Source organism: Priestia koreensis (genome assembly GCF_022646885.1).
GTDB lineage: Bacteria > Bacillota > Bacilli > Bacillales > Bacillaceae_H > Bacillus_AG > Bacillus_AG koreensis_A.
This window is the reverse complement of the sequence record NZ_CP061868.1, coordinates 2,437,695-2,461,130: the sequence shown is the minus strand read 5'-3', so window position 1 is coordinate 2,461,130 and position 23,436 is coordinate 2,437,695. Positions and strand designations below refer to the sequence as shown.

Below are 23,436 nucleotides of genomic sequence, written 5' to 3'. Positions count from 1 at the left end.
AATTATGGAAAATTACATACTCGTTGCTCAAGTTTAGTTCGATAGTTTGTTATAATAGTTTGTGAGATCGATAGGGAGGTGACAGTCGATTGAAAAAACTTACAAGTTTGCTTGTAGCACTTTTCCTTTGTTTACATATCCCTCTACATCACAAGGGTGACGTGTCAGCTAAAAGCGGCGCAGCGTCTTATTCTGATTATAGTCAGACTGCTTACTGGGCAGATTCAATGTCTTGGGGAGTAGAAAAAGGCATCATTCAAGGGTTCAAAGGAGAAGGAAAGTTAAAACCGACTGCGCAAGTAACGGAAGGTCAGTATGTAACCATGCTCCTTCGATATTTGGATCCAAAAAATCTGGAAGCGACGAGCCAGCCTTTTGCTCAATACAAATTAGCGAATCACTATCAGCTACCAGTAAAAAGCGAAACAGAGGCTAAACCACTTCGACGTGGAAACGCAGCTCGAATTTTAGCAGACGCCGTAACAGGGAAAGATCTTTCAGAGTATCAGGCTGTTCAATGGTTTTATACGAATCAATTATCAGCAGGTACAATCAAAAATGGTAAAACGGTTAAAACATATGAAGCATTTAATCCAAACAGTACGCTTTCAAGAGCAGACGCCGTAACATTTATTTACCGATTGTCTACAAGCTCTGTGCCGAGCACGATTAAGAAGGTAGCTCAAGCAACACCGAAACTACCAAAAGCGTATTCAATCCGTGGAGTTAACATTGATGATCCCGCTTCTGCCGTAAGAGGAAAATTTGGTGCGCCTATTCGCGCCACACAAAACGAATACGGTACACAGTGGAATACGTATCATCAAAACTATCAGAATTTCTTTATGGTAAGCTACCATAATGGGAAGGTCGGAGCGCTGTACACAAATCAGCCTGTATTTAATGGACCAAAGGGAATTAAGATTGGTTCTCGTAAAACGCAGGTTCGTCAAGTGCTAGGGGCACCCCTAAAGTATGTTCAAAAAAATGGAACAAATTATGAGATCGCCGATGATCAGTATGATACGTATTTAATAAACGGTACGTATGTGACGTTCTTTTATGATAAATTCCGCAGCAACACGCTAACAGCGGTGCAATTAGTCAAAAAAGAAGTCGAAATGAGCAAGAGCGGTTATTATGGTTCCAAAAGCCTTGCTGTTCAACAAGGTTTCGCTTACCAATTGTTCGATTTAACCAATGCGACTCGCAAAAAAGAAGGGTTCTCTATTTTAAAATGGAATTCGACTATTGCAGGAACAGCAAAGCGACATAGTGCTGATATGGCAAAAAACAATTATTTCGATCACTACAACAAGCAAGTAGAATCACCGTTTGATCGTATGCATAAGGATGGCATTCGCTATTCAATTGCAGGTGAAAATATTGCGATGGGTCAGTTCAGTAGCATTTATGCTCACGAAGCGCTGATGAACTCCATGAGCCACCGCACCAATATTTTGCAACCAAAATGGACGTATCTTGGAGTGGGCGTTGTCTCTAACAAAGACAACCTTCCGTACTATACAGAAGACTATTTTACTCCATAAAAAAACAGACCTAATTAGGTCTGTTTTTTTATGGATCTCAATTTCCTTATTGAATTACCGCTACCTTTAGCTGACGTATACGTGTTCACGCAACTGCGTTCCTAGAGTATAATCTGAAATTCACTTTACTATGAACTATTCTAAATAGTAGTCGATAAAGACAAATTTAGTTGTATTTATGTCTGTACTAAAACTTGAAGGACGGTCACTGCCTATTACTTGTAGGCTAGAGCCTGATGAACCTTTTTTAAACGTTTCACTATCTATTTTTTTGATGTCACCATCTAGCAAGGTGTAACAATGTCCTGCTAATTCTTTCTCCTTGTGCCAATCCGTTGAAATAATTAATTTGTATGGAAATGCTTTTCCGTCAAAAAAATCATTTTGATTTAACGTATGAAGATCTGAAAAAAATCGATCGGCATACACTAAGTTGTTATATTGGGTCCACTTATTCACGTTGCTTTTGCTAATGCTCACTTTATTTTCTTCTTTTGATTGGTTGTAGCGATAAATTACAAAACCATCCTTTTCTTTATCAACTAAATCAAATTGAACGGAGTAGACATGGTTCTTTTTATCAAGGATTAATTCAAAATTTTCTACCTTTGTAGTTAGTTTGGAAAGGTGTAATTCTTTTCTAAATAATTCCCAGCTTTCTTTACTATTTACGGTATTAAAGTCATTCTGTTTAAAGAAAGGAACTTCTTTCGCAGCCATCTCATTGAAATCGTATCGTTCACTGAGTATTGCAATGAATATCACTACTAAGACTATTGAACCGTTAATAGCCCATCTTCTTATATTCAAACGATCCCTTCCTTTTTTATCTGTATACTAGTTGTTTGTTCGATTACCCGTCTTGTCTGTCTAATAATAATATCCTTATTTTAACATAAATTCCTATAAATTAACTTTATTTATTACCGGTTTTACATGAAATTTTTATCGCACAAAGAGACCTTCTTGTAAGAGGAAAATGGATTGTTTTGCCTCCTTTCCGTTTCAGCGTTTTTAAAAAATGACAAAATTGTGGCGAAAAATGAAACCTTTTGATGAATCAAAACGTAAAACTAGATACAGAGGAACTAAAAACAAAAAAGGAAAAAAATGTTTAAGGTATTATCCATCGGTGGTAATATGTCTGAAAACTATGCTATCCTTATGAAAGAGTAGGAGGAGTACACATGGCAATTTCATTAACAAAAGGTCAAAAAATTGATTTAACAAAAGGTCAGCAGGGACTTTCTAAATTGATGGTTGGTCTAGGATGGGATCCTGTAAAGAAGAAAAGCTTCCTTGGATTTGGTGGAGGCGGAGCGAACATTGATTGTGACGCTTCTGTACTAATGCTAGATGAAGATGGAAAGCTTCGCAGTCAGCGCAAAATTATTTACTTTGGGAACAGAGAAAGCGCTTGTCAAAGTATTCGTCACTCTGGCGATAACTTAACAGGACACGGAGACGGAGATGATGAACAAATCTTCGTTGATTTAAAAAAAGTGCCGTCTATTGTACATAAATTAGTGTTCGTTGTGAATATTTATGATGCGGATAAGCGTCATCAAGATTTTGGCATGATTCAAAATGCATTTATTCGAATTGTTGATGCATCTTCAAACAATGAGCTTGTTCATTATAACATTACCGACAATTTTTCGGGGTTAACAACGCTGTTTGCAGGAGAACTCTATCGCCATGGTGGCGAGTGGAAATTCTCTGCTGTCGGTGAGGGAACAAAAGACATATCCATTTCTCAAGTTGCTAGCAAATACTCTTAATAGAAGTTATCGTAATAATTATAATCAATTGAAGGAGAGATTAACTATGGCTATTAATCTATCAAAAGGACAAAAGGTTGACTTAACAAAAACAAATCCTGGTCTAACAAGCGTTGTTGTAGGATTAGGATGGGACGTAAATAAGTATGACGGTGGCAACGACTTTGACCTGGATTCTTCTGTTTTCTTGCTAAATGAAAATGGACAAGCTGCTTCAGAAGCTGACTTTGTTTTCTATAACAATACAACAGGTGCAAACGGGGCAGTTGTTCATACAGGAGATAACCGCACAGGCGTTGGCGCAGGTGATGATGAGCAAGTAACGGTTAACCTTAAAAATGTACCAGCGAACATTAAAAAAATTGCCTTTACGATCACGATCCATGAAGGCGAAGAGCGCAACCAAAACTTTGGTCAAGTAAGCAACTCATACGTGCGTATTCTAAACGAATCAACGGGTGAAGAACTTATTCGCTACGACCTTGGAGAAGATTTCTCTATTGAAACAGCCATTGTAGTAGGTGAGCTTTATCGCCATAACGAAGAATGGAAATTCAGCGCGATCGGAAGCGGTTATCAAGGCGGTCTAGGATCTTTAGTAAGAGACTTCGGATTAGCGTAAGTAAATGCATAAAAAAGGGAGGATAATGGGCAGGACGTCCTCCCTTTTTTAAAAAGATGTAAAATGGGGGAATAAACATGTCAATTACACTATCAAAAGGTCAGCGTGTGGACCTGACAAAAACAAACCCTGGTTTAACGAAAGTGGTCATTGGACTTGGTTGGGACACAAATAAATACAGCGGAGGTCATGACTTCGACTTGGATGCATCAGCGTTCTTAACCAATGCATCTGGTAAAGTAGAAAACGATGAAGAGTTTGTTTTTTATAACAACTTAAAAAGTCCTACGGGTGCTGTCGAGCATACAGGCGATAATCGTACTGGTGAAGGAGATGGCGATGATGAGCAGCTAATCGTGGATTTTGCCGCGATGCCTTCTCACGTTGAACGCGTGGGAATTACGGTTACGATCCATGATGCTGAGGCTCGCCGCCAGAACTTCGGGCAAGTTTCAAATGCGTTTGTTCGTGTGGTAGATGCGGATTCAGACCAGGAAGTGATGCGCTATGACTTAGGAGAAGATTTTTCGATCGAAACAGCGGTTGTCATATGCGAACTTTACAAGCATAATGGAGAGTGGAAGTTTAATGCGATTGGTAGCGGCTTCTCAGGTGGATTAGCTGCGCTGTGTCGTAACTATGGGTTACAGGTGTAAAACCTGTGAAAAGAAAAAGGAGATAGTAAAAGATGAATGACTTATTCTTTACCATTGGAGCTGTTGTGTCGTCAGGCGCATTAATTGCTCTAGTCAAAATTATCCTCATTGATATTATTTTATCAGGGGATAATGCGGTCGTGATTGCGATGGCAACAAGAAGTTTGCCAAAAGATCAGCAAAATAAAGCGATCTTCTGGGGAACGGTTGGAGCTGTTGTGCTCCGAATTGGTTTAGCCGCTATTATTGTGTACTTATTGAAAATTCCTTTCGTTCACCTTATCGGTGGTCTTTTACTTGTATGGATTGCGTACAAGGTATTAGTAGAAGAAGAAGGCGAAGCAGATATTAAGTCCAGTAACAGCTTAGCGAAGTCCATTCAGACTATCATCATTGCTGATGCTGTTATGAGTCTTGATAACGTCGTGGCGGTAGCAGGAGCTGCTCACGGTAACATCTTAATGATTGCGATCGGAGTATTAATCAGTATTCCAATTATGATTTTCGGATCAAAAGCAATCGTAAAAGCAATGGAGAAATTTGCTTGGATCGGTTACATCGGAGCAGGGATTTTAGCATGGACAGCAGGCGATATGATTATTAAAGATGAAAGCTTGAACGATCTTGTAAAACTTCCTCATGGTGTAATTGGCTACGTTATCGTGGGAATCATTACAGCCCTAGTCTTACTTGCAGGATATCTTACAAATCGCAAAAATAGTCAAAAGAATAAACTAAAAGAATCTGCGTAATCGGCGAGCAAAGCTTCTTGCAAAAGAATTTGTATAGGTCATCGTACCATGAAAAGTGGTGAGAAGAGGGAAGGTTCATTCTGTGAGCTTTCCCTTTTTTTATCTCCTTTATAGATCTCATTGGGAAAAAGATGTAAACAGGTGTATGATAAAAGTATCTATTAAAGGGAGAGAAAAGGACTGAAAGCCTTTCTTCTCTATGCAAGTAATGACAACGAAAATCGAAAGAAGTGAGGCCATCATCTAGAGGGTTTTCCATTAAACATAAGAATAGGTGGCACATTTTTAGAAGAAAGGAGATTGAAGCAGAGTGTCCAAGCAGTTTCAATTTCAGCCCATTCCATTAGAAAACGTGGACTGGATCGATCTCGCATCAACATCAGCGCTGGCGCGAAAAGGCTATGAAGAAGGAGAAAATGTCTACAAAATTCCTCAAGTAGCAGGTCGGTTTTTAGGAGTTCCTCACAATGAGGATGAATATGCCGAAATGCTGTACGCGTTAAAAAATGAAACGGCCAATAGCATTGTGCTGAGCGGGAATCTTAACAAGGTTATTACAAACGAACATCGTCAAGCAATTCAAAAAATGCTCATGATTCATACGGAAGAAAAAGGTCTTTCCATTAACCGGTTCATTGCCTTTCTAGAAGGAGAGCGTCTACTACCGAAAGGAAGCGATGAATCGTATTCCGTTCATATTCGTCAATCATTTCGAAAAGTATTGGAATTGTTTGCAAGTCAGCATGAAAAAGAGTTGTTAGATGCTGACTTTCGACGAGTGTTTACGGATTTAGTGAAATGGCAGTTCAACCATATCTCTATATGGTTAGCAGAGAATACTCGCCCTGTGATTACATGGTATGGCGATGCGACAAAAAGCGAGCAGTATTTTTTACTTTATTTATTATTACTTGGGTATGATGTGTTAATGTTTCATCCAGAAGCAACAGACATTATGAAGCAACTTGATCATGCTGAAGTCTTTAGCAAGGTGTTCCATTATCCAAAAACAAGCCCGTTAAAGCCATTTCCAGAAACAAAGCCAGTCCGAAAAGGAACGGTTGCGTTTCGTGCTTCACAAGAAATTGACGAGCTGTTGCATCAAGATCAGTCTATGCTGTATAAGTCTTGGCAGTTCCGCGATTATCTCTCTCGATCCATTACGTTAAAGACAACGTATGATGAGCTATACATCGTGATGCGTGAACGCGCGTTTATCCGACCAAACTTCGAAGTGGCTGATGAGACGGTTTATGTTCCGACTATTTTTTCTAAAGTGTCAGGAATTTCAAAGAACAAGCGCCATTACTGGGATCGAATTCACGAATTAACTGAATATGAACTAGCCTCAACTATTCGAACGTTTCCTTTTACAAAAGAAGTGAAGGCTAATAATCACTTTCACTATCAAAATGCGCTTGGTGAGACAGGGCGGCTGAATCCTGACAAAATGATGGCGGCAAACTGGTGGCGATATCGAGAGCTGCCGAGCGGTCTGCAAAAAAACATCGCAAGTGCGATTTCACGTTACTGTGAACTGCCAAAGTTAAAGCCTCTGCCACATGAAAACATGTATGAGCTGCAGCTGTATTTGTTCACACAGTCAATGGAAATATCACCACAATTGTTACGAATGCTGCAGCAATTTGATTATTCTCAATCTGTTCCGCGTCTCATTTTGTTTAATACGGATAAAAACGGCAAGTTGTCGCGTTCGGACAGTGCTGAGCTTTTACTAATGAATGAGCTTGGCGTAGATGTTGTCTTGTTTAATCCGACCGGACAAAATGATATCGAGCAATATGTGTCAGAAGATTTATATGATGACCATTGGTTAGAGGACGTCAGCTTTAACGAAGAGTTTAAAGAAGCATCCTTATTAAAACGAGTGATCAAAAAAATATTTTAAAAAGGAGCATACATATGTCAATGAATGTAAATGAGCTACAAACGCTGGGATTAGATAAGCAAGAGGAGCTACTTGAACAAAAGCCAAACGAAATTAAGCTGCAACTGCGTCAAGAACCAGACGTTCAGCGCTTAGCGGACGGTATCGATCACCGTAACCAAATCGCGCTACTAGAGTACGGGAAAGAGCCGGCGGATGAAATTTCTGCGTTTTCAGGACGTATTTTAAATTCCATTAAATCGAGTAGTATGGAAGAATCAAGCGTTCTATTAACTCAGCTAGGAAAAATCATGGACAAGTTTGATAGCAAAGATTTTGTAGAAGACAAAGGTCTTTTCTCGAAGCTATTTAACCGTGGCCAAAAACTCATTGAGAAGCTATTTGCCAAATATCAAACAATGGGTTCTGAAATTGATAAAGTATACATTGAAATTAAGAAGTATGAAGACGAAATGAAAAAATCAACCCTAACGTTAGAAGATTTATATGAACAAAATTTTCAGTATTACATTCAGCTAGAGAAGTATATTGTCGCAGGAGAAATGAAGGTCGAGGAAGTGAAAAAACAGCTTCCAGGTCTTGAGGAGCGTGCAGCAAGCGGACAACAGCTAGCTGTAATGGAGCTTGATTCCCTTCGTAATGCCATTGAGCTAATGGAACAACGCGTATACGACTTAGAGATTGCCAAACAAGTAGCTTATCAGTCTGCGCCGCAAATTCGCATGTTGCAGCGCGGGAATACGAAGCTTATTGCGAAAATTAACTCTGCGTTTGTCACGACTATTCCAATTTTTAAAGCGGGATTAATTAACGCTATTGCAGCAAAACGTCAAAACATGGTCGCAAAATCGATGAGCGAACTTGATAAGCGTACGAATGAAATGTTGTTACGTAACGCACAAAACATTTCTCAGCAAAGCGTAGATATTGCGAAGCTCGCAGGCAGTCCGAGCATTAAAATTGAGACGATGGAACAAACGTGGGATATTATTGTAAAAGGAATGCAAGAAACAAAAGCGATTGAAGATGAAAACAAACGTCTTCGTGAAGAAGGAAAAGTTCGTCTTGAAGAGCTTCAAAATAAGTTTCAGCAGATGAAGCAAAATCAGCGATAGTAAGGAGGTCATGAGATGGATTTTTTGTTGCAGGCGATCGCCTGGGCGGGCGTTATTTTCATTTTGTTAATTATAACAATCGCGAAAACCATTCATGATCGGAAAAAAGAGAAGAAATGAAGCGCTGGTGTGTATCCAGCGCTTTCTTATATGGCAAGATGAAACCTTTTCACACACTTCTCCGTATATAAAGTAACAGCTAGAGCAAGAGCTTATAAAAGTAGATGGTGAAAACAATCGTGCATAGAGAAAACAGAAGGAGTGGGGGACATGAAGAAAAAAACAGCCGGCATAGGAGCTGCGTTGCTGTTTTTAGCCAGTAAATTTAAATGGCTGGTGGTCGTTCTAAAGTTGACCAAGCTATCGACGCTTATATCAATGCTCATTACACTAGGGGCGTACGGGTTGTTTTTCGGGTGGAAGTTTGCCGTTGCTCTCGTATATTTGCTGTTTGTCCATGAAATGGGCCACTTAGTTGCGGCAAGAAGAAAAGGAATTGCCACGTCACCTGCGATCTTTATTCCGTTTATGGGTGCTGTAATCGGGATGAAGGAGTTGCCAAAAAATGCAAAGGATGAAGCGTATATTGCCTTTGCTGGTCCGCTTTTTGGACTTCTTTCATTTTTACCTGCTATTCCGCTATATTTTTGGACGAACGATCCGCTATGGGGACTCATTATCGGATTTGGAGCACTTTTAAATCTATTTAATTTATTTCCTGTTTCACCGCTAGACGGCGGCCGGATCGTGACGGTTTTATCCACAAAGATTTGGCTAATCGGACTTATTGTCCTTATTCCTTGGATGATTTACGATGGAAGCGCCATTATGATTTTAATCTTTATTATCGGTTTAACCACGTGGTGGGCACGCATTAAGGAACTGTATGAACAAAAACAGCTTCAAACAGAGCTTACTGTTCTAAATGAAGTAGAAGAAGTGTTTCATGAAGTAGATGATAAGAGTCCGTATCTTTCACTATACGAGCCTATTCGTTCAGAGCTTATGCGTCGTCATTTAATTCAAAAAGCAGAAGAGTTTGGTCAAAAGGAGTTTGACTACAACCAGCTGCTGTACACGATGAAAAAACGATATATTCCATTTAAAGACGATAAGAAAAAGCTGCAAAGAGATGAATATGCGTATCGAGTTAGTGCGTATTCAACGGCCAAAAATTTCTTGCGCCAATGGTCATTAGGGTTAACGTATGGGGAAGAGGACACGCCGTTTAATTGGCTAGATAAGGAAAAGAAAAAAGTAACAGAGCGTTTAACGAAGCTACAGACTTATTATTTAACATCCACAAAAGAGAAAATTCTATGGCTAATAGCGTATCTTGCACTCGTTGGTGTTCTAACAGGGTTTTACGTGTGGGGACACGACATCCTAGAGAGTAGTCGACTTTTAGTAGGATAGCGTTGAGAGAAGCTTTTAACAAGCTTCTCTTTTTTTAGTATTTTGTGTTTTTCTAAACTATCAGTATAATAGAACTAGTCTGTTTGGAAAAATATGTGTGGAAGGAGTAAGAAGGATGGAGATTTATCGATTTGATCAGGGTGTGTGTCGAACCGTTCATAAATACGACTCTAATTTCCTTATGACAAAGCTATTGGTAACAGAAGGCATCACTCACATTGGATGTATGTATATTGAACCGGGTGAAGTAGTAGGTTATCATCAGGCAACAGTTGATCAATTGTTTATCGTTGTGCATGGTGAAGGGGTCGTTCGCACGACAGAGGAAGATCGGACTGTCATTCAAAAAGGACAAGCTGCGTTTTGGAAACAGGAAGAATGGCATGAAACAAAAGCGACAACGAGTATGGTCGTAATCGTGACAGAGGCAGAAAATATGAAGCCGGAACATTTCTTGCAGTTGGTTTCCGAATCGTAATAGGGGTGTAGGATACATATGTTAAAAACGATATGGAAGGTGATTTTTGGTGTTTTACTAATTGCCATTATCGCTGGATTCCCGTTGTTGCAAGATCCAGAGAGAGCGTCACTTATTCCGCAGTTTAAAAATGCGTTGAATGTCATACGAGAACTTCGTCTTTCGTCCTTTACAACGTATACAAGCGCTTATTCTGAGATGGGAATGCCGCTATCAAAAGGGCATCTGTGGCAGGATATCGTCCCTCTTGCCATTAATTCGGGATTAATGCTTTTTTATAGCTTAATGATTGCCCTTGTTGTCAGCATGATTTGCGGCTATATGTTTCATCGGGCCTTTTTATCTAAAATGGTGAGAGGTATTATTTCAGTACTAGCGATTATCCCTGATTTTGTTTACGTGTTGCTTGGGATTTATGTCGCCATTACATTGTATAAAAAAACGGGTATTCTCTTAATGGTGCTATCGACAAAAGCGTCCCTAGACTATCCCCTTTATCCGCTCATTTTTTTATCGCTTACGCCGATGATGTACTTAATCAAAATGCTCGCATACAAGTACAAGGAACTACTAACAGAGGATTATATTCGCACCGCAATGGCGAAAGGATTGTCCAAGCAGTACATAGATCTACAGCACGTGTATAAGAATTTAAAACCTTTCTTACAGGCCGACTTAAAGAAAGTCATCTCATTAACTGTAGGAAGCTTATTTATCGTCGAATATTTATTTCTTATTCCGGGTCTGACAAAGCTCATTTTTCTTGGATATGAATTCCCGAAAGTACTTATTGCTTTGTCAGTTTTAACGGTCATTGCCGTACTAAATTATTACGTTATTCAACTCTTTTTATATTTATTTGAGAAGGTGTTCATTCGTGGGTAAAACGAGAAATTATTCATTGTATATTGGAGTATTCTTCGTATCCCTTATGCTAATAGGAGGCATTATTGGTCCTAAAGTTGCACCACATGATTTAACCTATAATTCAGGGGTGTATAGCGAGGTCATTGACGGGAAATATACGCTGTTTTCACCACCATTTCCTCCATTTGAAAGCAAGCAATACATATTAGGAACGGATTATTGGGGCTATGATCTTTTATCGGAACTTCTTTATGGTATGCGGTATACGATTATAATTGGAGTTTCCGTTGCGTTAATTAAGGTTTTGCTAGGAACCATTATTGGCATTGGCATTGGTATGCTGAAAAAACAACCGGTATGGTGGGAAGCGTTTGAAGAAACATGGAGTTATATTCCAAGCTTTTTGATTGTTTATTTTATGCTTGTCAACATCACCATTGAATCACCCTTTACACCTGTCGAATTAAGCGTACTATTTGCTTTGATAGCGGGAATAGTGGGAGTTCCAAGTATTGCCTCGACGGTTCGTCATAAGACGATTGAAATTAAAAAGCGGCCGTTTATGGAAGCAGCAGTAGTAAGCGGTGCGACGAGAATGACGATAATCCGCAAAGAAGTGTTTCCCCACCTACGATCAGAAATGCCGTATTTGCTCGTCATCGAAATTGTTCATACGCTCTCACTCATGGGGCAGCTTGCGTTGTTTAACTTATTTATTGGTGGGACAAAGTTTGATCCTGAATTTAACACTTTTGTGTCAGTCACAAAGGAATGGGCAGGGTTAGTAGGGCAAGCACGACCAAGCTTAATGTGGGGACAAAGCTATTTAATGTTCATCCCGCTTGCTTTCTTGCTGTTTATGATTTTATCGTTTACGCTCTTAGCGCACGGCATTAAAGTAAAAGCGCAGAAAACCTATTTTAAAGCTCCGTGGTATTAAAATGTTATTCTTAAATGCTTATCTAACTTAGATAGGCATTTTTTATTATTTTTAATAGCTGATTTTTCAATATAGTTCAACTTTTTTAAAATCTTCATGTAAATAAAAGTAAATAATAGTATATTATTTTCCAATAATAAGAGTCGAAAATCATAGAAAAAAATGTCTTTAGAGAGAAAAATAAGGGAATGAAAGTGAAAAAATAACCATTTTTATGACAAAACGATCAAAAATATATCGTTAGAACGAGAAGAGTTTTGTCGCTCCTTGTAACAAAACTGTAATGTTAATGCGTTTTTCTTGTAATATAATATTGCTACAATGTAAACCGTCAGCGAATTAGTAGATTATGACACTGGAGGATAAATTTCTATGAAGAAGTTAATATATTCTATTGCATTAGGTTCGACACTTACAATTGTACCAACGATCAGCCACGCGGCTCTTGGAGATACAACTTTAAAATATGGCATGAAAAGCCAAGATGTAAAACAACTACAACAAACGTTAAAAAACAAAGGTTACTTCTCAGCGGGAACAACCACATATTTTGGGAGCATTACAAAAGATGCCTTAATGAAATTCCAACGTGCAAATCATCTTTCGGCAGATGGAATTGCTGGTAAAAATACATATCGTGCTTTATTAAGTGGCGCTACTGTAAGCAGTTCTGCAAAAGTAAGCAGCACAGGTCTTTTAAAACAAGGTTCACGCGGAGCGGCTGTACAACAAGTGCAACAACTTCTAAAAAATAAAGGCTATTTCAAAGCGAATACAACAACATACTTTGGCCCAATTACTCGTGATGCAGTCATGAACTTCCAACGTGCAAACCACTTGTCAGTAGACGGTGTGGTTGGTTCTGCTACGCTAAAAGCGCTTAACGGAGGCGGTACATCTGCAAGCACAGTGAGCTCAAGCACGTCAAGCAGTGCAACATTAAAACTTGGAATGAGCGGTTCTTCTGTTACGTCATTACAATCAAAGTTAAAGAGCAAAGGTTACCTAAAAGTAAGCCCAACTGGTTACTACGGTTCTTTAACAAAGAATGCGGTTATGGCGTTACAACGTGCACACGGCTTGTCTGTTGACGGAGTAGCAGGTCCAGCAACAATGCGTGCACTTGGTTCAGCTTCTTCTGTAAGCTCAACGTCATCAGTAAAAGGCATTACGTCTCAAGATAAAGCAGCACAAATCATTTCAATTGGTAAGCAATACATGGGAGTTCCATACGTATGGGGCGGTTCATCACCAAGCGGCTTCGACTGCAGTGGGTTCATTAACTATGTATTTGCTAAAGCAGGCGTAAGCGTACCACGTACAGCTGCAACAATCTATAGCGCTGGTCAAAGCGTATCTTCTCCATCTGTAGGGGATCTAGTATTCTTTGAAACATACAAGCCAGGTCCGTCTCACGTAGGGATCTACCTTGGAAACGGTCAATTCTTAAATGCATCGTCTTCTCGCGGTGTAACAATTACAGATATGAACACTTCTTACTGGCAGTCTCGTTATTTAGGAGCAAAAAGCTACTATTGATCGGAAGTAGGTTGCTGTTTCACAAGTAATGATCTGTTGTAAGTTTCCGTGCGTTTGGAGTGCTGAACAATCGAGGGTTTTATCATACAAACCGTTACTTCTGAGACAACAATAGAATAAAAATAGACATGGTTTTCATTCACCGTGTCTATTTTTTTCAAACTTTGCCAAGATGGTTAGCAAGTGGACAATATTCTTACGTTTTAGGGAAATAAAAAGTCTAGTTACTAATTCGCTGAACGCTGTCATCAATTTATCTTTAATCGTTCTATTTCATCCTCTTTTTTAAACTATGGTATGATAGGAAAGACACTTATACTGGAGGGATTGAAATGGCTATTATTGATATGACAATTATTCCGCTTGGGACTGAAACACCGAGCATGAGTCATTATGTAGCAGATATTCATAAGATTCTGGACAATCATAAAGACCGCGTTACATACCAGCTCACACCGATGAGTACACTTATTGAAGGAGAACTGAGTGATCTATTAGAGCTTGTAAAAGAGCTTCACGAAGTGCCATTTGATAAGGGGATTCAGCGCGTATGCACAAATATCCGCATTGATGATCGTCGTGATAAAAAGCATACAATGGCTGGGAAACTAGCTTCGGTTCAAAGTAAAATAGAAGGATAATAAGAGTAGGGAACGTATTCCCTGCTCTCCCTTTTGTTTAAAAAAAACGCAATTTGTCGATTTATATCTTAAATTGTCTGAAAATTATAAAAATATTTCTAGGGAAATAAATAGAGAAGTAGCCATCGTTTTTTAAAAAGTTTTAATCGTTGGTCACCACTATTTTGAGACAAGTAGAACAGGTCTCTCCAATTCATTAGTTGGGAAAATAGCTATACAGTAAGCCACTTAAGTCAATTGAGCGAGTATGAATATTTTAAATTAGAGAGAAGGAATACGAATGGAAAAGACCCTTTATACATATCCTTACGCTTCACAGCGAATGACATCTATTGCACGTAATGGAATGGTAGCCACGTCACAACCGCTTGCCGCGCAGGCGGGATTGGATATTTTAAAACGTGGTGGTAATGCAGTAGATGCAGCCATTGCAACAGCTGCTTGTTTAACGGTAGTAGAACCGACGTCAAATGGAATTGGTGGCGATGCTTTTGCGATTGTATGGATGAACGAATCCCTATATGGTTTAAATGCGAGCGGTCCCGCTCCAAAGGCGATGTCCATTGAGGCAATAGAAGAGCTAGGATACTCAGAAATTCCTTCTCACGGGTTCATTCCGGTAACGGTGCCAGGAGCGCCTAGTGCGTGGGTAGAGCTGTCGAAGCGATTTGGACGTCTTACGCTTTCACAAGTACTTGAACCCGCTATTCGCTATGCCCAAGAAGGCTTTCCGCTCTCACCAACGCTTGCAGCAGGATGGGAGCGTGCGTATGAGATCTTTCAGGAGCGTTTAAAAGGTGAGGAGTTTCAATCGTGGTTTGATACGTTTGCACCGAACGGAAAGGTTCCAAAAGCGGGGGAAATGTGGCATTCCCTTGATCATGCGAGAACGCTTCTTTCCATTGCAGAAACAAACGGGGAATCCTTTTATCGTGGTGAATTAGCCGATCAGATTGATGCTTTTTCACAAAAATATGGTGGGTTTATTACAAAAGAAGATCTCGCTGCTTATCATCCAGAGTGGGTGGATCCTATTTCTGTCTCCTATAAAGGGCATGAAGTGTGGGAAATTCCACCGAACGGACAAGGTCTGGTTGCGCTTTTAGCATTAAAAATGCTTGATCAGCAAGAATTTTCTGGGAAAGAAGTTGCTGAAACGTATCATCAACAAATTGAAGCGATGAAGCTCGCTTTTGCTGATGGGATGCGCTACATAACGGATGGTAATCATATGCAAGTATCGATTAAGGATTTGCTTTCAGAAGAGTATGCAGCTGCAAGACGTTCATTGATTGGGGAACGTGCGAGACAGCCTGAATGGGGAGAGCCAGCGAAAAGCGGCACGGTTTATTTGGCGACAGCGGATGGTGAAGGAAATATGGTGTCGTTCATTCAAAGTAACTATATGGGGTTTGGTTCAGGTCTTGTTGTTCCAGGGACAGGGATTGCTCTGCAAAATCGCGGCCACAATTTCTCTTTAGACCGAACACATCATAACCGATTAGATCCTGGTAAAAAGACGTTCCATACGATCATTCCTGGCTTTTTAACACGGGGTGGCAAAGCTGTCGGGCCATTTGGGGTCATGGGAGGGTTTATGCAGCCACAGGGCCATTTGCAGGTTGTGATGAACATGATTGACTTCGCAATGAACCCACAGTCTGCTCTTGATGCGCCGCGCTGGCAGTGGATGAAAGATAAAAAAGTAACGTTTGAACAAGAAGTCGCACCACATATTTTGAATGAGCTTATAAGAAGAGGCCATGACGTATCACTAGCACCGAGCAGAACGAGCTTTGGTCGTGGACAGATTATTTGTCGTGATCAAGAAACAGGTGTGCTCTTTGGGGGGACCGAAGCGCGCACAGATGGTCATATTGCGCTATGGTAATATAATTTTGAATTCACTTCTACCCACGCGAGCAGGTAGCCTTAAAAAGGCAGCTTATTTGCTTATCTGTAGAAGAATGAGGGACAGTAAGTGGTTGTGTAGCTGTAGTAGAGTAGCTTTTAGAAACTGCTGATGCAGTGAGGCACGCAACGATGTGCTAAAAACGTTTTTGATTCAATAATGTTAAAGAATGAGCAAGCGAATAGAAAAAGTTTTAAAAAATATGCAAAAACCTATTGACGAATGTGAAAATAAGGTTCATAATACAAAACAACATCACATCAACAAACACAACCAATCTTACATATAGATTTTGCGAAGAGAGGAATTGCAGTAGCATTTATTTCCCTGTTAAAGAGAGCTGACGGTCGCTGTGAGTCAGTACACAAATAAATGTGAATTACGATCCTGGAGCTTCTTTTTCGACATAAGGCGTTTGTCTTATCGAGGGAAAGACGGTGATGAACCGTTATTTCAATGAAGTGGTGGACGTTTTTGTTCACAACTAGGGTGGTACCGCGATCTCTCTCGTCCCTACTGTTTGACAGTAGGGATTTTTTTTATAACTAAATACAGTAAAAAGCGATGAAAAGGGCATTAGTAATATGACTCTCCCTGTTTTCCAGAGAGCTGATGGTTGGTGAGAATCAGCACAAAGAGCATATGAATTACATTCTTGGAGCTTTCTTTTTCGGATTATTTCGAAAAGACGGAGAACTTCCGTTATCTTAATGAAGAGGTAAGCAGCAATGCTTGCAACTAGGGTGGTACCGCGAATTTATTCGTCCCTACTGATGATACAATCAGTAGGGACTTTTTTGTTTCTCTGATTGTATCCGGAGTGTGATGAACCATCTTCATTTAGGGGAAACTCTGAATGGCAAACAGACTAAATCAAATTTCAGGAGGAATTTATTATGACAAACCCAACATTACAATCTTTACGTGCACAGGTAGATGACATTAACTTAGAAATTTTAAAATTATTAAACGAGCGCGGTCGCGTTGCACAAGAAATCGGAAAAATCAAAAGTTTACAAGGTGTGAATCGCTTTGATCCAGTTCGTGAGCGTCAATCATTAAATCTTATTCAAGAGCATCACGATGGTCCATTCGAATCATCAACGATTCAACACATCTTCAAGGAAATCTTCAAAGCAAGCTTAGAGTTGCAAGAAGACGATCACAGTAAAGCACTTTTAGTATCTCGTAAGAAAAAGCCAGAAGACACAATCGTTGACATTAAAGGCGAAAAAATTGGTGATGGAAACGTGAAATTCGTAATGGGGCCATGCGCGGTAGAAAGCTACGAGCAAGTTCGCGAAGTTGGTTTAGCGCTTAAGGAGCAAGGTATTAAAGTAATGCGCGGTGGAGCATTCAAGCCACGTACATCTCCATACGATTTCCAAGGGCTTGGTATTGAAGGGCTAAAAATTCTACGTCGTGTAGCAGATGAGCTAGATCTTGCAGTAGTAAGTGAAATCGTAACACCACAAGACATTGAAATTGCGGCAGAATACTTAGATGTGATTCAAATTGGTGCACGTAACATGCAAAACTTTGAATTATTAAAAGCAGCCGGTTCAATAGATAAACCAATTCTATTAAAACGTGGTCTAGCAGCAACAATCGACGAGTTCATTAATGCAGCAGAATACATCATGTCTCGCGGAAATGGAAACATTATTTTATGTGAGCGCGGAATCCGCACATACGAGCGTGCAACACGTAACACATTAGATATCTCAGCTGTACCGATCTTAAAGAAAGAAACTCACTTACCAGTTGTTGTGGACGTAACGCATTCAACAGGTCGCAGAGACTTATTATTACCATGTGCAAAAGCAGCGATTGCAATTGGCGCAGATGCAGTAATGGCGGAAGTACATCCAGACCCAGCAGTAGCATTATCAGATTCTGCTCAACAAATGGACATTCCACAATTCAACGCATTCATGGAAGAATTAAAAAGCGTAGCAGCAAAGTTCTAATATAATAAGGTAGAAAGTCGGATTTGTTACACAGGAGAACTCGTCCCGCATACGAGGGAGGAGTTCTCTTTAGTTAGAAGGGAGACAGAATAATGAGATATTTAACAGCCGGAGAATCACATGGTCCACAGCTTACGACGATTTTAGAGGGCGTACCTGCAGGACTTGAGCTATTAGCAGAAGATATCAATACAGAGCTAGCGCGTCGTCAAAAAGGTCATGGTCGCGGTCGCCGTATGCAAATTGAAACGGATCGTGCGAATATTACGAGCGGCGTTCGTCACGGAGTAACGCTTGGGTCTCCGATCGCGCTTGTCGTAGAAAACAAAGACTTTACGCATTGGAGAAACATTATGGGTGCAGACCCTGTTGATAACCAAGAGGAAGTAAAGCGTCAAATTTCAAAGCCTCGTCCAGGGCATGCGGATTTAAACGGAGCGATTAAGTATGGTCATCGTGATATGCGTAACGTACTAGAGCGCTCATCAGCACGTGAGACAACGGTTCGTGTGGCAGCAGGGGCAGTGGCAAAGAAAATTTTAAAGTCGCTTGGTATTGAAGTAGCAGGTCACGTATTAGAAATCGGCGGTGTGAAAGCAGAGAATACGTCTTATGACTCCATTCAACAGCTTCAAGAAATCACAGAAGCGTCACCTGTTCGTTGTTTAGATGAGGAAGCGGCTCAAAAAATGATGAAGGCGATTGATGATGCGAAGGAAAACGGCGATAGCATCGGCGGTATTGTGGAAGTAGTCGTTGAAGGTGTGCCAACAGGTCTTGGTAGCCACGTTCACTATGATCGTAAATTAGACGGAAAATTAGCGGCTGCAATTATGAGCATCAACGCATTCAAAGGTGTTGAAATTGGTGTTGGATTTGAGGCAGCACGCAAGCCAGGAAGCCAAGTTCACGATGAAATTCTTTGGAGTGAAGAAGAAGGCTATACGCGTAAAACAAACAATGCGGGTGGTTTAGAAGGCGGTATGACAACAGGAATGCCGATCGTTGTAAGAGGCGTAATGAAGCCGATCCCAACGCTTTACAAACCGTTACAAAGCATTGATATTGAAACAAAAGAACCGTTCCAAGCAAGCATTGAGCGCTCTGATAGCTGTGCGGTACCAGCGGCAAGCGTGATCGCGGAAGCAGTGATCGCATGGGAATTAGCGAATGCGATTATTGATCAATTTGGTCATGATCGAATTGATTTAATTCGTGAAAATATTGAGCGTCATGAAGAATACGCAAGAAAATTTTAAGTAAGAGGGGATCAGCGATGACAAAAGTATTGCTAGTTGGAGTAGGATTAATTGGTGGTTCAGTTGCATTAAGTATGAAAAAACAGCAAGACATTGTTATCGCTGGTTATGATATACATACTCCTAACTTAGAGATGGCAAAAAGCAAAGGTATCATTAACGAAATGGTATCAGACGTACGAAAAGCTGCTGAGCAGGCAGACCTCATTATACTAGGAACTCCCGTTGAGCAAACGATTCAATTTATGGAAAAGCTTGCTGAGTGGGACTTGAAGGATCAGGCAATCATCACAGACGTTGGCAGTACAAAATGGTCCATTATGAAAGCAGCAGAGCGACTAAATGAGTCCGGAAAAACCTTTATCGGAGGTCACCCAATGGCTGGATCCCACGAAAGCGGAGCTGCTTATGCGACGGCAGATCTGTTCAGAGGCGCTCGCTATGTGTTAACGCCTTCTGCTGAAACGACCGTAGCGCAATTAGAAATGCTAACAAAGTGGTTGAGTGACACAGAAGCAAATTTTATTACAATGGACGCGAAAGAGCACGACCAAGTTACAGGGGTTATCAGTCATCTCCCTCATATGATCGCAGCAAGCCTTGTTCGGCAAGTAGAAGAACACGCAAACAAAAATAATCTTGTTCGCCAAATGGCGGCAGGAGGATTTCGCGATATCACACGAATTGCCTCAAGCAGTCCTGTGATGTGGCGTGATATCTCCCGCCAAAATCGAGACACGCTATTAGATCTTTTAGAGGACTGGATGAAGGAAATGCAGCAGGTCAAACAGCTGCTTGAAAAGTCTGATCAGCATGAGCTTTATACTTATTTTTCAGATGCAAAAACGTTCCGTGATTCGATTTGCATTTAACGTTGAAAGGAGTGGATTTTTATGACAAAAGTGTTATCAAAAGCAACATCAAGCTTAAACGGAGTGATTCAAGTTCCAGGAGACAAGTCGATCTCTCATCGCTCTGTTATGTTCGGTGCCATTGCGAAAGGAAAAACAACGGTGACCGGTTTTCTTCCTGGTGACGATTGCCTCAGCACCATTGCTTGTTTTCGTGAGCTAGGTGTTACGATTACGCAAAACGGTGATCAAGTTGAAGTAGAAGGAAAAGGTCTAGACGGGTTGAAAGAAGCGCGAAATGTTTTGGACGTAGGAAATTCAGGGACGACGATGCGTCTCATTTTAGGAATCCTTGCGAACACGCCGTTTCATAGTACGTTAATTGGCGATAGCTCAATTGCAAAACGTCCGATGCAGCGCGTAACAAAGCCTCTGCAATCAATGGGGGCAAAAATTGATGGGCGTGAAGATGGAAACTTTACACCGCTTTCTATTCGCGGCGGACAAACAAAGGGGATTCACTATCAATCTCCGGTAGCTAGTGCACAGGTGAAGTCATCTATTTTACTTGCTGGTCTACAAGCGGAAGGAACGACAAGCGTAACAGAACCAGAAAAATCCCGTGATCATACGGAACGCATGCTTCAAGCTTTTGGTATTGAGGTAAAAGTCGATGGACTAACGGCTTCATTAGAAGGTGGTCAAACGCTAAAAGGGGCGCATATTGAAGTACCCGGTGACATTTCGTCCGCAGCGTTCTTCCTTGTGGCAGGTGCAATTGTTCCAGGAAGCCGTATTGAATTGAAAAAAGTAGGAATGAATCCAACGCGCACAGGGATCATTGATGTTCTGCAAAATATGGGTGCATCCATTACATTTGCTAACGTGAACGAAGATGCAGTCGAGCCGTATGCAGATATTATTATTGAAGCATCACAGTTAAAAGGAACGGAAGTAAGCGGCGACTTGATTCCGCGCTTAATTGATGAGATCCCGATTATTGCCCTAGCTGCAACACAAGCAGAAGGTGATACGATCATCAAAGATGCAGCGGAACTAAAAGTAAAAGAAACAAACCGTATCGATACGGTCGTAAATGAGCTAACAGCTCTTGGTGTGAAAATCGAAGCGACGGATGATGGCATGATTATTCGCGGAAAATCTACTTTAACAGGTGGAAAAGTAAGCAGCCACGGTGATCACCGCATTGGGATGATGTTAGCCATTGCTTCTTGCCTTGCAGAAGGTGACGTGGAGATTGAAAATGGAGAAGCGGTTACCGTTTCATATCCAAATTTTTATGAGCATTTGGCATCGTTACAGCGATAATGAAAAAGACGCAGTCCTGCTGCGTTCTTTTTTAGTTGAAATAAGACTGAATATTCTATTTATAAGGAATGGTGGTTGCTAATGAATACAGATCGCTGGAATGCTAGTTTGTATGATGAAAAACACTCGTTTGTCTCAAGGTACGGAGGTGACATAGTCGATTTATTGGACCCACAGCAAGGTGAATGTATTCTAGACTTAGGGTGTGGAACGGGTGACTTAGCTTATCAATTGTACAAGAAGGGAGCAAATGTAATCGGAGTAGATAAATCAGAAAATATGGTGATGGAAGCAAAGAAAAAATACCCTGAACGTTCATTCTTCGTAGGTGATGTCACCGAATTATCTTATCGTGAAGAGTTTGATGCAGTATTTTCAAATGCGACGCTTCATTGGATAAAGACACCTGAAAAAGCTCTTCAACGTATCGCTCAAAGCCTCAAGCCTGGAGGTCGTTTCGTAGCTGAATTTGGTGGGAAGGGAAACGTCCAAACGATAACAAATGAAATCAAACATCAGTGCTACCTTCACCATGTAACGTGTACGGACGAAGAATTTCCCTGGTATTATCCGAGCATTGGTGAATATACCACATTAATGGAAGGGGAAGGGTTTCACGTTACGATGGCCTGTCATATTGACCGTCCTACCCCTTTAGAAGGAGAAAACGGGTTAAGGAACTGGATTGAGATGTTTGCTGGTGCACTCTTACAACATGCTACGACAGATGAAAGAGAAGAAATTATCTCTCAAGCTGAACAGCGTTTAAAAACCATTCTTTATCATGATGGACGCTGGGTAGCGGATTATAAACGCATTCGAGTGCGAGGGATTAAAGTAACATAATTTCCATTAGCAAGAGATTTACTCCCCTGCAAACTCTTTTCTTAAAATCAGCCCCCTCCGTATGGTATAGTAGACGTTGATGTGTACCGAGAAACAAAGGGGGGCTTTTTTATGAGATATCGAGTTTCCGCTGTGCAATATCACTTGCATACGATTGAAAGCTTTGATGATTTTGCTAGCCAGGTCATTCACCACGTAAAAACCGCACAGGAATTTAATGCGGATTTTGTACTGTTTCCTGAGTTCTTAACAACTCAGTTGTTATCATTTAAAGTAGATGGACGTGAGCAAACCATTGAGGATTTGCCATCATATACAGAGTATTATTATCAGCTGTTTACAGGGATTGCTAAACAGACGGGCATGCATATTATTGGCGGCACGCACGTTATTGAGGAAGACGGCAAGCTCTATAATGTTGCCCATCTTTTTTACCCAGACGGGACAATTGGAAAGCAAGCTAAGCTTCACATTACGCCAACTGAAGTAGAAGAATGGAATGTGTCACCTGGTAAAGAGGTGAATGTATTTGAAACGGAAAAGGGAACGATTGCAATTTTAACGTGTTATGACATCGAGTTTCCAGAAGTCGTTCGTATGGTTCGTGCGATGGGAGCGGACGTAGTGTTCTGTCCATCTTGTACCGACGATCGCCAAGGTTTTCACCGTGTTCGTTATTCAGCGCATGCGAGAACGATTGAAAATCAAATTTATGTCGTCACAACAGGGACAGTCGGATCATTGCCAACGGTTGATTTTATGCGAGCAAACTTTGGTCAGGCGGCAATCCTGTCACCAAATGATATCCCGTTTCCACCGCAGGGCATTGTGGTAGAAGGTGAAATGAATAATGACATGATTGTAACAGGTGACGTGGATCTACAGCTTTTACATGATGTTCGTGCAAAGGGATCTGTTACGACATGGCGAGACCGTCGCAACGATTTATATCCGGACTGGGTCGAACATGTGAAAAAAACAAAGGGAAAAAGAATCGAATGAC

Annotated in this window: 21 protein-coding genes and 2 other annotated features; of the genes, 20 read left to right on the top strand and 1 reads right to left on the bottom strand. The window is 40.7% G+C overall.

The genetic code is table 11. The features are described 5' to 3' along the window. The first annotated feature begins 89 nt into the window (after positions 1 to 89). Positions 90 to 1,550, top strand: coding sequence for a CAP-associated domain-containing protein (locus IE339_RS12545; RefSeq protein WP_242167951.1), 1,461 nt, complete (start codon positions 90 to 92; stop codon positions 1,548 to 1,550). Between the two features lie 135 nt (positions 1,551 to 1,685). Here IE339_RS12545 and IE339_RS12540 read toward each other — a convergent pair whose 3' ends face one another. Then, positions 1,686 to 2,360: a hypothetical protein gene (locus IE339_RS12540; RefSeq protein WP_242167949.1), complete on the bottom strand. Its 675-nt coding sequence runs from the start codon at positions 2,358 to 2,360 to the stop codon at positions 1,686 to 1,688. A gap of 377 nt (positions 2,361 to 2,737) precedes the next feature. On the opposite strand from IE339_RS12540, the gene IE339_RS12535 reads away from it, so the two are divergent. From IE339_RS12535 to IE339_RS12445, 19 genes are all read left to right on the top strand, one after another. After that, positions 2,738 to 3,331 carry a TerD family protein gene (locus tag IE339_RS12535; protein ID WP_242167948.1) on the top strand — a complete coding sequence of 198 codons (594 nt, stop codon included), beginning with the start codon at positions 2,738 to 2,740 and terminating at the stop codon, positions 3,329 to 3,331. A 46-nt stretch (positions 3,332 to 3,377) separates the two neighbouring features. Continuing rightward, a complete protein-coding gene (locus IE339_RS12530; RefSeq protein ID WP_242167946.1) occupies positions 3,378 to 3,953 on the top strand; it encodes a TerD family protein in 576 nt (191 codons plus the stop codon). Positions 3,954 to 4,030: 77 nt separating this feature from the next. Next, positions 4,031 to 4,609 carry a TerD family protein gene (locus tag IE339_RS12525; RefSeq protein ID WP_242167944.1) on the top strand — a complete coding sequence of 193 codons (579 nt, stop codon included), beginning with the start codon at positions 4,031 to 4,033 and terminating at the stop codon, positions 4,607 to 4,609. 32 nt (positions 4,610 to 4,641) lie between these two features. Next, on the top strand, positions 4,642 to 5,361 hold the full coding sequence (locus tag IE339_RS12520; RefSeq protein ID WP_242167942.1) for a TerC family protein: 720 nt from the start codon (positions 4,642 to 4,644) through the stop codon (positions 5,359 to 5,361). A gap of 310 nt (positions 5,362 to 5,671) precedes the next feature. Beyond that, a complete protein-coding gene (locus tag IE339_RS12515) occupies positions 5,672 to 7,270 on the top strand; it encodes a YceG family protein (RefSeq protein ID WP_242167940.1) in 1,599 nt (532 codons plus the stop codon). Positions 7,271 to 7,290: 20 nt separating this feature from the next. Continuing rightward, positions 7,291 to 8,385, top strand: a complete 1,095-nt coding sequence (locus IE339_RS12510) for a toxic anion resistance protein (protein ID WP_053402466.1) — start codon at positions 7,291 to 7,293, stop codon at positions 8,383 to 8,385. Between the two features lie 270 nt (positions 8,386 to 8,655). Next, positions 8,656 to 9,801 (top strand): site-2 protease family protein, encoded by a 1,146-nt coding sequence (locus IE339_RS12505; protein ID WP_242167938.1) that lies wholly within the window; start codon positions 8,656 to 8,658, stop codon positions 9,799 to 9,801. Positions 9,802 to 9,916: 115 nt separating this feature from the next. Further along, positions 9,917 to 10,279: a cupin domain-containing protein gene (locus IE339_RS12500; RefSeq protein ID WP_242167936.1), complete on the top strand. Its 363-nt coding sequence runs from the start codon at positions 9,917 to 9,919 to the stop codon at positions 10,277 to 10,279. A gap of 18 nt (positions 10,280 to 10,297) precedes the next feature. Then, positions 10,298 to 11,164, top strand: a complete 867-nt coding sequence (locus tag IE339_RS12495; RefSeq protein WP_242167934.1) for an ABC transporter permease subunit — start codon at positions 10,298 to 10,300, stop codon at positions 11,162 to 11,164. Beyond that, entirely contained in the window at positions 11,157 to 12,086 is a 930-nt protein-coding gene (locus tag IE339_RS12490; RefSeq protein WP_242167933.1) for an ABC transporter permease subunit, read from the top strand. Before IE339_RS12495 ends, IE339_RS12490 begins: the two co-directional genes overlap by 8 nt. Before the next feature lie 372 nt (positions 12,087 to 12,458). Continuing rightward, complete coding sequence (locus IE339_RS12485) at positions 12,459 to 13,625, top strand: C40 family peptidase (protein WP_242167931.1); 1,167 nt, start codon at positions 12,459 to 12,461, stop codon at positions 13,623 to 13,625. 332 nt (positions 13,626 to 13,957) lie between these two features. Further along, positions 13,958 to 14,266 carry an MTH1187 family thiamine-binding protein gene (locus IE339_RS12480; RefSeq protein WP_053402413.1) on the top strand — a complete coding sequence of 103 codons (309 nt, stop codon included), beginning with the start codon at positions 13,958 to 13,960 and terminating at the stop codon, positions 14,264 to 14,266. A 280-nt stretch (positions 14,267 to 14,546) separates the two neighbouring features. Next, on the top strand, positions 14,547 to 16,157 hold the full coding sequence (locus IE339_RS12475) for a gamma-glutamyltransferase family protein (protein ID WP_242167929.1): 1,611 nt from the start codon (positions 14,547 to 14,549) through the stop codon (positions 16,155 to 16,157). Positions 16,158 to 16,466: 309 nt separating this feature from the next. Continuing rightward, positions 16,467 to 16,696 (top strand) — a binding site (T-box leader). Positions 16,697 to 16,733: 37 nt separating this feature from the next. Next, positions 16,734 to 16,950 (top strand) — a binding site (T-box leader). A 124-nt stretch (positions 16,951 to 17,074) separates the two neighbouring features. Next, positions 17,075 to 18,148 (top strand): bifunctional 3-deoxy-7-phosphoheptulonate synthase/chorismate mutase, encoded by a 1,074-nt coding sequence (locus IE339_RS12470; protein ID WP_053402411.1) that lies wholly within the window; start codon positions 17,075 to 17,077, stop codon positions 18,146 to 18,148. Positions 18,149 to 18,240: 92 nt separating this feature from the next. Then, positions 18,241 to 19,407: a chorismate synthase gene (aroC, locus tag IE339_RS12465; RefSeq protein WP_242167927.1), complete on the top strand. Its 1,167-nt coding sequence runs from the start codon at positions 18,241 to 18,243 to the stop codon at positions 19,405 to 19,407. Between the two features lie 17 nt (positions 19,408 to 19,424). Next, on the top strand, positions 19,425 to 20,279 hold the full coding sequence (locus IE339_RS12460; protein WP_242167925.1) for a prephenate dehydrogenase: 855 nt from the start codon (positions 19,425 to 19,427) through the stop codon (positions 20,277 to 20,279). Between the two features lie 21 nt (positions 20,280 to 20,300). Beyond that, positions 20,301 to 21,587 carry a 3-phosphoshikimate 1-carboxyvinyltransferase gene (aroA, locus tag IE339_RS12455; protein ID WP_242167923.1) on the top strand — a complete coding sequence of 429 codons (1,287 nt, stop codon included), beginning with the start codon at positions 20,301 to 20,303 and terminating at the stop codon, positions 21,585 to 21,587. 81 nt (positions 21,588 to 21,668) lie between these two features. Continuing rightward, positions 21,669 to 22,433 (top strand): class I SAM-dependent methyltransferase, encoded by a 765-nt coding sequence (locus IE339_RS12450; protein ID WP_242167921.1) that lies wholly within the window; start codon positions 21,669 to 21,671, stop codon positions 22,431 to 22,433. A 111-nt stretch (positions 22,434 to 22,544) separates the two neighbouring features. After that, complete coding sequence (locus tag IE339_RS12445; protein ID WP_053402406.1) at positions 22,545 to 23,435, top strand: carbon-nitrogen hydrolase family protein; 891 nt, start codon at positions 22,545 to 22,547, stop codon at positions 23,433 to 23,435. Position 23,436: the final 1 nt, after the last annotated feature.

Coding starts and splice junctions, on each gene's coding strand:
- IE339_RS12535 (WP_242167948.1), top strand. CDS start 2,738: ATGGCAATTTCATTAACAAAAGGTCAAAAAATTGATTTAACAAAAGGT.
- IE339_RS12530 (WP_242167946.1), top strand. CDS start 3,378: ATGGCTATTAATCTATCAAAAGGACAAAAGGTTGACTTAACAAAAACA.
- IE339_RS12525 (WP_242167944.1), top strand. CDS start 4,031: ATGTCAATTACACTATCAAAAGGTCAGCGTGTGGACCTGACAAAAACA.
- IE339_RS12520 (WP_242167942.1), top strand. CDS start 4,642: ATGAATGACTTATTCTTTACCATTGGAGCTGTTGTGTCGTCAGGCGCA.
- IE339_RS12510 (WP_053402466.1), top strand. CDS start 7,291: ATGAATGTAAATGAGCTACAAACGCTGGGATTAGATAAGCAAGAGGAG.
- IE339_RS12505 (WP_242167938.1), top strand. CDS start 8,656: ATGAAGAAAAAAACAGCCGGCATAGGAGCTGCGTTGCTGTTTTTAGCC.
- IE339_RS12500 (WP_242167936.1), top strand. CDS start 9,917: ATGGAGATTTATCGATTTGATCAGGGTGTGTGTCGAACCGTTCATAAA.
- IE339_RS12495 (WP_242167934.1), top strand. CDS start 10,298: ATGTTAAAAACGATATGGAAGGTGATTTTTGGTGTTTTACTAATTGCC.
- IE339_RS12485 (WP_242167931.1), top strand. CDS start 12,459: ATGAAGAAGTTAATATATTCTATTGCATTAGGTTCGACACTTACAATT.
- IE339_RS12480 (WP_053402413.1), top strand. CDS start 13,958: ATGGCTATTATTGATATGACAATTATTCCGCTTGGGACTGAAACACCG.
- IE339_RS12475 (WP_242167929.1), top strand. CDS start 14,547: ATGGAAAAGACCCTTTATACATATCCTTACGCTTCACAGCGAATGACA.
- IE339_RS12470 (WP_053402411.1), top strand. CDS start 17,075: ATGACAAACCCAACATTACAATCTTTACGTGCACAGGTAGATGACATT.
- aroC (WP_242167927.1), top strand. CDS start 18,241: ATGAGATATTTAACAGCCGGAGAATCACATGGTCCACAGCTTACGACG.
- IE339_RS12460 (WP_242167925.1), top strand. CDS start 19,425: ATGACAAAAGTATTGCTAGTTGGAGTAGGATTAATTGGTGGTTCAGTT.
- aroA (WP_242167923.1), top strand. CDS start 20,301: ATGACAAAAGTGTTATCAAAAGCAACATCAAGCTTAAACGGAGTGATT.
- IE339_RS12450 (WP_242167921.1), top strand. CDS start 21,669: ATGAATACAGATCGCTGGAATGCTAGTTTGTATGATGAAAAACACTCG.
- IE339_RS12445 (WP_053402406.1), top strand. CDS start 22,545: ATGAGATATCGAGTTTCCGCTGTGCAATATCACTTGCATACGATTGAA.